General features: G+C 51.1%; 14 protein-coding genes and 1 pseudogene. 10 read left to right on the top strand and 5 right to left on the bottom strand.

Features of this window, described 5'->3' with window-relative positions; translation table 11 throughout:
• Positions 1 to 99 precede the first annotated feature (99 nt).
• The 4 genes from AQS70_RS05070 to AQS70_RS05055 form a co-directional block, all read right to left on the bottom strand.
• Positions 100 to 882, bottom strand: coding sequence for an ATP-binding protein (locus AQS70_RS05070; protein ID WP_055101820.1), 783 nt, complete (start codon positions 880 to 882; stop codon positions 100 to 102).
• A complete protein-coding gene (locus tag AQS70_RS05065; RefSeq protein ID WP_055101819.1) occupies positions 863 to 1,813 on the bottom strand; it encodes a DnaT-like ssDNA-binding domain-containing protein in 951 nt (316 codons plus the stop codon). Before AQS70_RS05065 ends, AQS70_RS05070 begins: the two co-directional genes overlap by 20 nt.
• On the bottom strand, positions 1,813 to 2,631 hold the full coding sequence (locus AQS70_RS05060; RefSeq protein ID WP_055101818.1) for a Rha family transcriptional regulator: 819 nt from the start codon (positions 2,629 to 2,631) through the stop codon (positions 1,813 to 1,815). The genes AQS70_RS05065 and AQS70_RS05060 overlap by 1 nt, the downstream gene beginning before the upstream one ends.
• A gap of 199 nt (positions 2,632 to 2,830) precedes the next feature.
• Entirely contained in the window at positions 2,831 to 3,067 is a 237-nt protein-coding gene (locus AQS70_RS05055) for a helix-turn-helix domain-containing protein (protein ID WP_055101817.1), read from the bottom strand.
• 111 nt (positions 3,068 to 3,178) lie between these two features.
• On the opposite strand from AQS70_RS05055, the gene AQS70_RS05050 reads away from it, so the two are divergent.
• The 5 genes from AQS70_RS05050 to AQS70_RS05025 all read left to right on the top strand — a co-directional run bounded on the left by AQS70_RS05050 (position 3,179) and on the right by AQS70_RS05025 (position 6,763).
• Positions 3,179 to 4,030 carry a S24 family peptidase gene (locus tag AQS70_RS05050; RefSeq protein ID WP_055101821.1) on the top strand — a complete coding sequence of 284 codons (852 nt, stop codon included), beginning with the start codon at positions 3,179 to 3,181 and terminating at the stop codon, positions 4,028 to 4,030.
• Positions 4,031 to 4,079: 49 nt separating this feature from the next.
• Positions 4,080 to 4,286 (top strand): hypothetical protein, encoded by a 207-nt coding sequence (locus AQS70_RS05045; RefSeq protein WP_055101816.1) that lies wholly within the window; start codon positions 4,080 to 4,082, stop codon positions 4,284 to 4,286.
• A 172-nt stretch (positions 4,287 to 4,458) separates the two neighbouring features.
• Positions 4,459 to 5,313: a hypothetical protein gene (locus tag AQS70_RS05040; RefSeq protein WP_055101815.1), complete on the top strand. Its 855-nt coding sequence runs from the start codon at positions 4,459 to 4,461 to the stop codon at positions 5,311 to 5,313.
• Between the two features lie 546 nt (positions 5,314 to 5,859).
• The gene (locus tag AQS70_RS05030) at positions 5,860 to 6,075 is read left to right on the top strand and encodes a hypothetical protein (protein ID WP_055101813.1); all 216 of its coding nucleotides are present in this window, start codon (positions 5,860 to 5,862) and stop codon (positions 6,073 to 6,075) included.
• A gap of 238 nt (positions 6,076 to 6,313) precedes the next feature.
• Positions 6,314 to 6,763, top strand: a complete 450-nt coding sequence (locus tag AQS70_RS05025; RefSeq protein WP_055101812.1) for a hypothetical protein — start codon at positions 6,314 to 6,316, stop codon at positions 6,761 to 6,763.
• Between the two features lie 62 nt (positions 6,764 to 6,825).
• On the opposite strand, the gene AQS70_RS05020 is transcribed toward AQS70_RS05025, so the two are convergent.
• A complete protein-coding gene (locus tag AQS70_RS05020) occupies positions 6,826 to 7,098 on the bottom strand; it encodes a DUF1654 domain-containing protein (RefSeq protein ID WP_156355017.1) in 273 nt (90 codons plus the stop codon).
• Positions 7,099 to 8,184: 1,086 nt separating this feature from the next.
• On the opposite strand from AQS70_RS05020, the gene AQS70_RS05010 reads away from it, so the two are divergent.
• From AQS70_RS05010 to AQS70_RS23925, 5 genes and pseudogenes are all read left to right on the top strand, one after another.
• Positions 8,185 to 8,388: a hypothetical protein gene (locus AQS70_RS05010; RefSeq protein ID WP_055101810.1), complete on the top strand. Its 204-nt coding sequence runs from the start codon at positions 8,185 to 8,187 to the stop codon at positions 8,386 to 8,388.
• A 58-nt stretch (positions 8,389 to 8,446) separates the two neighbouring features.
• Positions 8,447 to 8,830 (top strand): response regulator transcription factor, encoded by a 384-nt coding sequence (locus tag AQS70_RS05005; protein WP_055101809.1) that lies wholly within the window; start codon positions 8,447 to 8,449, stop codon positions 8,828 to 8,830.
• Between the two features lie 73 nt (positions 8,831 to 8,903).
• Positions 8,904 to 9,104 carry a carbon storage regulator CsrA gene (gene csrA / locus AQS70_RS05000; RefSeq protein WP_055101808.1) on the top strand — a complete coding sequence of 67 codons (201 nt, stop codon included), beginning with the start codon at positions 8,904 to 8,906 and terminating at the stop codon, positions 9,102 to 9,104.
• Positions 9,105 to 9,404: 300 nt separating this feature from the next.
• Positions 9,405 to 9,602, top strand: coding sequence for a carbon storage regulator (locus AQS70_RS24260; protein ID WP_082428036.1), 198 nt, complete (start codon positions 9,405 to 9,407; stop codon positions 9,600 to 9,602).
• 192 nt (positions 9,603 to 9,794) lie between these two features.
• Positions 9,795 to 9,978: pseudogene (locus AQS70_RS23925) on the top strand (hypothetical protein); the annotation flags it as partial.

Genomic DNA, 9,978 nt, shown 5'->3' with positions numbered 1-9,978 from the left:
CCCTCCGGATCAACCCGATCCCCTTCCGCCATTGCCACAGCCCAATCCAGAGCCGCGCCCGACAGGTCTTGCGTCTTCACCTCTACGAATTCGGTCATTTCAGAACCCCTCCTTGCCGCGCTGCGATTCCCACTCAAACGCCACACCAATGCAGCCGTTCTCGCGGATGCGGTCGACACAGCGCACGCCCAGGGCATCGTTCAGCTCGGCAGGCGAGAGGTTGCTGACGATGATCATCGGGCGCCCCTGCTCATACCTGCCGTTGATGATGCTGAACAGCGTGGCCAGCTCGAACTCGCTTTGCTTGGTGGCCCCTACTTCGTCCAGTACTAGCAGGTCAGCACCGATCAGCTCACGCATGATGTGGGCTTCGGTTTCGCCAGACTTGTCGCTGTAGGTCGCCTTGATATCGCCGATGACGGAGCCGACAGTGCGGTAGATCGCTTTAACCAGTTGCTCGTTGATCAGTGCGCTCACTGCGGATGTGGCTAGGTGCGTCTTGCCGGTGCCGACCTTGCCAAGGAGCAACATGCAGCGCCCTTGCCGCTTGTGCTTCGAGAAGTTGTCTACGTACTCCATGCAGGCATCCAGAGCGACTTGCTGTGCCGGCGACGAAACCACAAAGCTGGCGAAGGACTTGTCTGTAAAGCGCTTGGGAATCTTGGCGGCGTCGTGCTGCAGCGTCCGGAACTGAAAGCGCTTGCGCTCCAGCTCTTCCATGTCGCGCTTATCGCTGGCACAGATCGGGCAACCAGAAACACCACCAGCCCTGAGCATCACCGCCGAGTATTCGCCGTGCGTGTCACAGCGCGCCGGCTGGCGGCCAATAACGCCAAACTTACGGTCCAGGTGCGGGCCGAGGTCAGAGACGGAACGTGCCATTGGCGTTCTCCTTGGTGCCTGCTTTGTAATCACGGCTCTCGGTCAGGGTGTGCCTTGCAATGGCTTGGGGTTTCGGGAATGGGCGGATATTGCTCGCCCGGTTCTTGTCGTCCTTCACCCATTTGACCAGTAGCGACACCCATTTGGATTGGGTTTGCAGGAGGCCTGTTGTTTCGTGATGAGCGGTGAACGGGGCCACAGCGTACTTGGTGAACAGCTCAGTCGGGACGCCGAAGTGCACGCAATACGTCTTCAGCAGATTGGCGTCAGGCATCCAATCCAGCGTCATCTCGACAGGGGTCTTTGGGTCAACAGGTGGCTCGCCTTCTTCCGGGGGAAGGTCTTCGAGATCATCGAAGCCTTCGAAGCCTGAGCCCGGAATTTCTTCACCCGCGTTGAGAGAGTGGTGTTGATCTTGATTCGGAGAAGCAGTGAATCCGGAATCAGGAATCAGGATTCCACAATCAGGAATCAGGGCGTTATCTAACGATGGGTTAACAGGCTCTAACGGTTGTTTAACGTTAAAATCTTGTTCTCCTACAATAACCTTCCGTTGAGAGCCTGCTACAACAACGTTCTTTTTCCGTTCGTAAACAGTGAGATACCCGTTAATGTCGGGGAGAACGCTGTCTTTTTCAGATCCGTGCGGGCTCTGATGCTTTTGGAAGTTGACGATCTCGATGACAGAGAAGCCAGCCACCTGATATCGAGAAATGAACCCAGCAGCAGCTAGGCGATTAAGGCCTGCGTCAACGTCGTAGTCGTCGCAAGGGAACAGCTCAATCTTGATTCGCTTGACGCGATCTTCAAGGCGCCCTTCCCGGTCGGCCAAGCACCAAAGGCCAATGAAGGCCAGGCGGTCAAATGCTGGAAGCTCGACGAGCAGTTCATTACTGAACAGCCCGGGCTTGATGTTGCGTGCGCGAGCCATTACTCAGTCCTCACTGCTTTATCATGGGTATGCAGACCGTCCCATGTCTTTTTCATGGGCAATTCCCCAGCCAGATACAGGTCATAAAGCCGAATCGCACCCTTTTTGAGCAGAACAGGCGTGTACGAAATGAATGGCTCTTTGCCGTGTGGGGTGACTTCGTGCTGGTGCTCGGTCATGTACTTGTCGCGGGCGTAGCACGCCACTCGCAGGCGCAGACCGGACTTGCTCTCGTTGTAGAGCCAACTTCGGGTTTCAAGATACTTGCCCACCTGCATGACGTTGACGCCATTGAGTCCCTTGCAAAACTGGGTGTGGGTCATGCCTTCTCTGAACAGATTTTCCAAGGAGTGAATTTTGGTGGCTTGAGCCTGAACCTCGACGCTAAGCAGCAGTTGAGCCTTTTCGGCGGCCTGTTTCTTCTCAACCTCGTCAGCCCATGCGCGGGCAGCGGCAGCAGGGTTCGAAAAGTCAGGTAGCGAGGCGATAACACGACCGCCTTCCAGCTCTCGCCAGCGTTTTATCACCGCCATGCGCATTGCCGAGCTGTAACCGGTGAGAAGACAGTCTGTATGCTCGCGATCAAGCAAATACTCTGTCTGCTGGCGGTTCATGCTGTCCAAATAGATGCGTCCAAAACTGGACGTATCTTCTTTAAGTTCAGCCAGCATCTTTTCCACATCACGCTTGACGTGCTGATGCTGCTTTCCGGTCAGTTCAGCGATTTCTCGCGATGACATAGTCCGCGCCACGTTTTCAGATTGCGAAAAACGTGGCGCGAGATTGTTGGGGCTATTGATATGTGGCTGGGTTTGCATATAATCGGCCTCACAGTGTTTTAATGAATCAGCCGACCTCGACCGTCGGCTTTTTTGTGCCTGAAATTCGGCGATTAAGCTTCACCCTTCCCGCTTAATCCAACCGAAGATCAACTGGTTAAAACTCCAGTGACCTCAGGTTTCTTTCTGTGCAGATCAACAAAGCTGATACTGGCTACATGGATTGGTGGCAGAGGTGTCAAGCAGCGCCGCGCAGGACTTTGTGCGCCAAATCAAGAAGGTCTGGGCGAAGGCCTGCAATGGTGATCTCGCCACCAGAAGCGTCTTGTAGGCGATCGGCAAGCTCAGCGGATGCCTTGCGGTGACCGCCCGCCAATTGCCAAAGGTGGCCGACTGTGGTCTTTGCGGCGTCCGCGACAGCTTTGCGTCGGTCATTTGGAGCGCTGGCTAGCCAGTCGCGCAGATGCTCATTCATGGGATTCTCCTTACAGATAAGCGAAATTTAGCTCATGGCTAACATCGCAGCAAGGAATATTTAGCTTTGAGTACATTTAGCATTGAGCTAAACGCTGGCATTCTTGCTCGCATGGATATCTATGCGATTCGCAAGCAGCAACTAATCAGCCTGATCGGCAACCAGAAGAAAGGCGCATGCGCTGAACGCTGGGGAATGGCTCCTGCGCATCTAAGTCAGATCCTGTCGGACAAGACCGCTAAAAATTTAGGGGATGATGTAGCACGTCGAATCGAAGCCGTTGAAGGACTCCCGCGTGGCTGGTTTGATTCGTTGCCGCATGGTGACTCGAGCACCTACATCTACCCTTCTTTAGAAGAGGCTGACAACGGATCGGTAATTAAGGAACCGTCACCTACACTGAGTGCTGCTGACCAGGTCAAGCAAATGCTTGCCAGGGTTAAAGGGCTTTCAGGAGAGGTTCGAGACAAAATCGTTGCAGTTGCTGATGGGACAAGCGATGTCCTCAGTGCTGACCACTTCAAGCCGGGCCAAGTAGGCGATGAAGTATGGATCGCCCACTACGATGTCCGTGGCGCGATGGGCGGTGGCGAGGTTCCTCATGACTATCCTGAAATGTTGCAGGACGTACGGGTAAGCCCCCAACACCTTCGCGAAATGGGTGTTGAGTTCAAAGAGCATTTTCATTTAAAGGTCGTGACGGGCTGGGGCCAGTCCATGGCGCCTACGATTAAGCATCGCGATCCGCTACTTGTAGACGTGACCATCCGCGAGTTCACAGGGGATGGCATTTACCTGTTTTCTTGGCAAGGACACCAGTACATAAAGCGCCTGCAAATTGTCGATGAAGAACATTTTGAAATGATCTCCGACAACGAACTGCACCGCGCGCGCCAAATTCGGAAAGACGACACGTACATCCAAGCGCGGGTGCTTCTGGTGTGGAACGCCAATCTGGTTTAGCTAAGCGCCTACATGAAGTTCGTCAATGAGATAAGCGAGATGCCTACCCATGCAAAAGCCTTCCAGAGACGAAGCCATAGCCAAGTCATACGAAAAGATTTATGACCACGGGCACAGGGTGCGGGTTAAAGCGTGGAGCCAGATTCAGGCGGGCAACCTCGATGAAGCAAATAAGCTGCTGCTCATAGCTGATATGTGTGATCGGACGCTGGTGAAGGTGCTTGCGCGGAACCATTCGGTTTGGAAGCGCGAGTGAGCTGGGAGGGTAATGCGGACGAGGTGAAGGCGTGAAGGATTGCCCGGGGGAAGACTTGGTAACCGATGACTGGCTATACGTAATGAGCGCTGAAAGATACTCACTGGCTGACACCAATAAAATCAAGATCAAAAACAGAATTGCTGCGTAGAAAGGCAAATAGGGAATAGTAATGGAGTACAAAAAGCTAACTTTTGACTTGTATCGCTTCCAGCTTCTTCCAATAAGCAGAAACATTCATGATGACCTCTATATAGAGAATCTTTCGATTGAGAAGCTGAAAGAAGAAAAGAATAATATATTTGGCGAGATTGTTGACAAGCTAATAACAATAAACCATCGAACGTTTGACATCATACAGAAAAAGATCCCAGTAGGTGGTCCATGGATTGCATTTAAGCTCGGCGCAAAGAAACACGTAGAAATTGGCACTACCGACCTTAAGAAGTCAACGATAGACAGTTGGCCTCACATAACCGTCATTATAAATAATGATCCAGCCGTACAATCAATAGCCATTTCACGAAACATAAAAGCCTTTTCTAGTACGCGAGCAGTCACAAAGCTGCTACAGAAAAATCTTGAGCACGGACTTCGCACCAGACAGCTCACCCTGCATATTGAACCACGTTTCGATAAGCGTGATTTTTGGGAAATCGTAAACAAGCACGTAGATGAAGTATCATCTGTAAAGTTTGAACTCATATCGCCAAATATGTCCAACATATCAAAATCCCTCACAATTGACTTAAAGTCAATAAATGAGGAGACCAATTCACACAGGACAAATGTCGAGCTAAATGCCGATCAAGGGGCCGCCCTAGAGCTGAATGAATCCAACGGAATAGTGGCCGGCCTGGTTGAGTATGCATCGCAGGGCGGCGGAAACATAAGCGTGAAAATCAATGGCATAAGACAGAAGATACAAACAAATACGGAAATTAAAACACTTGAGATTGATGAGTTTACGGTAGATAATCTGACTCAAGATGGACTATACCTGCTGCTAGAGAGGTTCAATCAGTGATTGACACAATCAAGACATTTTCAATGATGATACTGATGGGGGCAGCAGTCAGACTTGTTTCTGACTGGATTGACTCGCATTACATCATGAGATTTCTTGATAGCAACTTGATAAATCTACAAATTGCACTGCTCGCAATAAACACGACAACTGCAGGGGTTGTGCTGAGCAGAATGAGGGAGCTGATTGACAAGACTGGCGCAAACTTTAATTTGACAATAAGTGCTTTTAGGAAATCCACATGCGAGCAAATATTTCTCATATTCAGCTCAATCACACTCCTTACCTTGATAAATTCAACTATTTTCACCGCCAATGTACCTCATTCAAAAACAGCACTAGAATGCCTGCTTATATCAGTATTTCTGACTAGCCTTTACAATCTATATGACAATGCTAAATCGATATTTATAATAATAGGCTACCGTGGATAGTCTTCCCGATAAATCCATAAGACTCTTGTTTTGTTCCAAGCCCGGCCCAGCGCCGGGCTTCTTGTATCTGGCCTCCTGCTACGCTGAAGGCATTTCCTCTGGAGTCAGTCCTATGCCTACGCCCCACTCCCTCCCAGATGTCCTTGAACGGATCTACGAAAACCAACTCGCCCTTGAGGCTGCTATCATGGAGCTATCTCTTTGGGTCGCAGAACAGGGCGGTACGCAAGCGGACGAAAATGTACGCGGCTCACTTGAGACTATCGGTGAGAACGCGGGTTATATCCAACAGAGCCTGGCACGACTTAAGGCTCCAGGCTCAAATTGAAGCCCTTGCCGCTCCCGATTAGCCTGGCGCGAAGAAAAGGCAGACGCCGTCGAGGTGCTTAAGCAGATCAGGGCTAACCATTCCATTTTCGGCGAACTGACCTACAAAGACTGATTTAGCTAAAGCGCACATCTCAAATTCAGCCCGCCCCGAGCGGGCTTTATTGTGTCTGCACCCCCGTCAATAGTGACTCAAAGCCGCAAATGGTAAAGTTCAGACCTGTTTAGGGAGGAATCCAATGAAAGAGAAAACCACCATCGGGGCAATAATTTTTTTTCTCGGGCTTATGACTGTTGCGAGCCCGGCAAGCGCCGATCCAAGCTTTATTGAGCGCATGGAAGGATTGGTGGCTGCATGTCGGGTCGATAGCACAGGAGCCCACACCGAAGCTTTCCTAGTTGGTAGAGATAGCGGTCAAGCAAGCGCTAAATATAAAGCTGCTGTGAAATCCTCGTTTAAAACCGCCCAGGCTTGCGTAGACGAGAACAAGCCCAAGGGGCGCGGATACCTCAGAGACGAGATTCGGGCTCAACCAGACCTCAAGCCAATAATCACCCCGTACTACGCATCATGGCTTGGATATATGGATTGGCTCAGCACTCCGCGCGATCTACTTGAGGAAAGCGCCGAAAAAACCGTCTACGAGGCATCACTTAATCGTTTAATTGCGGAAATGGACGCCCAATAGCAGCTCTAAGACCTACACACAGAACAAAGGAAGCCCGCCTGTAGCGGGCTTTTTTATGTCCGCTAGAAAGGCGCAGGCTCTTCCTCGGCTTCGAATTCGTCAGATTCGATCTGGCGATCCTCATCAGCAATCATTTCCCACTTCAGAGTAATCGTGCCGTCATCGTTGATGGTCATGTCCAGCTCATTGGTTTCTGACAGTACCCCCATCACCTCCTCCCATTCGCGCTCCCCGTCTGTGTCCAGCTTGTGAATCATCACCGAACGCCGAAGTTGCGCGATCGGGTGATTGATCATCTCGGAAACTCGCAGGCTTAACCTCTCCATGCCAGACATGGACGCGCCCGCTTCCCTATTTCTTACCTGCTGAACACTCATACTCCACCTCATTGAATCAACTGTTTATCCATACAGCATTCCAAAATAATAGCTCAGTGCTAAGTCTCACGTAAAGACGCTCGAAAGACTGCTTAGAGTCGACCTGCTTCTTACGGGAAGCAAAACGCATTTACCCTAAAGCTAAAATATTTAGCTTGAAGCTATTGACGTGGTTTTAGCTCAGCGCTAAATTAACCTCATCGCAGCAAGCAATACGCCGCGACGGGGCCAAGAGCCCAACCGCTCTTTAACAGTTAGCGCAACACAAGAAACATCAACAGACCGCATTGCCTCTACCGGCGACCGGCGATCAGACGGGTCAGATAGCCCGCCCACGACAGGAGAACCCTGTACGGCTGATCGAGAGCGAAACGCTCGAACCGTGAGAATGACCCGGCAAGCAATACGCCCCGCGAATCCCAGCGGCAGAAGGGAGAGATACCGAACTGAATTAGCGATCCCGATAGCCTCGGCTGGGAACGCCGGACCTCATGCACCCTGCCCCAATCAGCCAGGGCATTCAGAGCTGTAGCGTGCATGTTGTAAGGACCTGTGATCCACGGCGAACAAATGCTGTTTGACGCCGTGAGTAGGAAGCTCGAAGCCCACACCGAAGACGATCGGCCAGCCCTGCAATCAGCAGCGGGCAACGGGCCAAACATCGCTGACGCAACAACCCCGGTCTGCCGCCAGTAGCGAGTCCGGGGGTTTCACCGATAGGCCTTGAAAGCAGGGCCTGACGGGAAACCAACCGGAGGGTAATCAGGTGCGCAACCAAAACCAGCTTCGCGCCGAAGGCGAATCCATGGGGCAATTCAAAGCCCGTCGGGCTCGCGGTGTAGCAACCAACATCATGGGCTTCATGGCTGAGTGACGAGAAGGGGCAGGCTGGCCCCCTGCAAAGACTGAAATGATCCAGTGGTTCCACCATCACCGCGCCCGCTTGCATGAGCGCCTGGCGTTGGCTGCTCGGCTTCCATGAAGTTTTCACTGATGCAGCTTGGCAACAGGCTGCATTGGGAAAACCACCGGGAGGGATGACAGATGCAAGTACAGGTGCCGTACACAGCAATCGAATTTCACTACTTCAAATCAGGCGTATCTCTGCGCTACTGCGCAGAGATGGGAGTTTACGAGGAGCACGACAACTTCGTGATCACTGTTAGGCCTCTCGGGCAGCTCTTCACGCTGATCGATGAGCCTGCTGTAGGCCCGGGGTTTGATGAGGATGACTTTTTCTACGATTGATTTCACTGGCAGGCCTTCCCAAGAGGGCCTGACGGGAAACCAACCAGGAGCCAACACAATGGAATCAACAATCACAAACGGCGGATGGAAAGGCCACTTAGGGCGTGGGTTGGCGCCAAGAGAGCTTGAATTTCTGCTTTGGATTGCTCAGGGCTTCACCTCGAAAGAGATCGCCCGAGAGGCCGGGATTGAGTACGGCAGCGTAAAGAATCGCCTCACCAGCGCCATGTTCAAGATGGGCGTGACCAAGCGTACAGCGCTGGTTGCTGAGGCTATGAAGCGCCAGATCATCACCCCGCTCTGCTTTGTGCTAGCCGCCTTACTAGCGATGCATTCAATGCTTGGTGACAGCCCTTTGCAACGAGACAGGCGAGTACCTGAACGGCGAATAGCTCATGTGCGAATAGTTCGTCGGGCTGAATGCTGCGAATTGACTGTATGAGTTGATTGGGGATTTTCACTCCTGCACCTGATAGCCGGGTGCAGCGGGAAAACCACCAACAAGGAGAAGGACCATGTTGATACTCACCCGCCGCGTAGGCGAAACCATCCGCATTAACGACGACATTAGCGTGCAGGTACTGAGCGTTACTGGTCAGCAAGTGAAGCTCGGAATTGTCGCCCCGGAATCTGTCGCGGTACACCGGGAAGAGATTTACCAGCGTATTCAGGCAGAGCGTAGGACTGATAGCGCCGATACCTTTTCTAACGCCTAGTCGAACGAACGAATAATTAGGATTGACGATAAAAAGTCAGAGCAATGATCTAATACGAAAATTTGACCCGAAATCAGACTACATTCGAAGGCTACTTAAATTTAAAAAGTCCATAAACGACCACATCCTGCAAATTACAATTCAATACAATTTGGAAAACTTCAATATCGGTAATTATTGATTTCGGCTGCTATGCATGAAATATTGATTTCTCTGCTAAACACTAAAATCAATAAACATGCATGCATTGTAGGAGTAGACCCATGCTAACGCTAACCCGCTGCATCGGTGAATCGGTGAATCGGTGAATCAATAAGAATTGGTGATGACATCAGCATAAAAATCAAAGGAATCAGTGGTGACAAGGCAATTCTTTGCGTTGGGGCTCCCAAGCAAATAATGATTCACAGAGAAGAGCTTTATCATAGATTTAAGTCTTGCAATCCCTCAACAATATCACCCTTACAGAATTCGGAACTTTACGGCTCAGTTAAGTAGATATTAGTCTACATAGCTAGTCCTAGTCACAAGTCAGCGTTATCATAACTTAACTCTGAAAACTTCATGTTCAACAGCAAGTTAGCCCAGCTTAGCCTGGGCTTTTCTATGTCCATTTTTTATAAAAAGTCAAAGCTTGCACGCAAACGATTACCCCTCCCCCTATCACTATCTGCCGTCTTGGAGGCGATCATGTCAGCACTACGCAAGGCTCAGTTTGAGCATGACCAACAACTGCCGCCTCCGGTAAGCGAAAACCCTCTGGAATTTGCACGCGCTGAGTGGCTTTACAACGCAGTAGAGCAGCTTGTCCAGTTTGGCTGCGACGTAAAGTTTCAACGCCTAATGCGCAAGCCGCCGGGCGCTTCTCTAGCAG

Source organism: Pseudomonas endophytica (assembly GCF_001411475.1).
GTDB lineage: Bacteria > Pseudomonadota > Gammaproteobacteria > Pseudomonadales > Pseudomonadaceae > Aquipseudomonas > Aquipseudomonas endophytica.
Note: the sequence above shows the minus strand (reverse complement) of the source record. Positions and strands in the feature narration are given on the sequence as shown.